Source organism: Aquimarina sp. U1-2 (assembly GCF_017897595.1).
Taxonomy (GTDB): Bacteria; Bacteroidota; Bacteroidia; order Flavobacteriales; family Flavobacteriaceae; genus Aquimarina.
This window is the reverse complement of the sequence record NZ_JAGKIK010000085.1, coordinates 1-426: the sequence shown is the minus strand read 5'-3', so window position 1 is coordinate 426 and position 426 is coordinate 1. Positions and strand designations below refer to the sequence as shown.

Sequence of the window (426 nt, the reverse complement as noted above, 5' to 3'; positions counted from 1 at the left end):
CAATTACCGGAGATATACAAGGCAAAAAAATTGCTCCAATTATTTTGTTGTCTTTGGTTGAGAATGCTTTTAAACATGGGGTAAACAAAAACATTGGTAATATTAAAATTGATATTTCATTCGAAATTAAAGAAGATTTTCTATACTTTAGTGTGTCAAACCCAATGCCTTCAATTATGAATCAAAATTCAGGAAAAAACTATTCTGGAGGTATAGGCCTTAAGAACGTTAGAAAAAGACTTTCGCTAGGTTATTCTGAAAATGATTACAACCTAGAATTTGAAGAAATGGATAACATTTTTATAGCTAAACTAAAAATAAGAGTAGCATGAGTACCAAATGTTTAATAATTGACGATGAGCCCTTGGCAATTAATGTTATTAAAAACTATTTACAGCAAATAAATGGATTTGAAGTAATAAATAC

General features: G+C 28.6%; 1 protein-coding gene. It reads left to right on the top strand.

Annotation, left to right across the window (positions count from 1 at the left end):
- Window positions 1-332: GHKL domain-containing protein (locus tag J8281_RS19125; protein ID WP_210199252.1), on the top strand; the 332-nt coding region annotated here is incomplete at its 5' end.
- Between the last annotated feature and the right edge of the window lie 94 nt (window positions 333-426).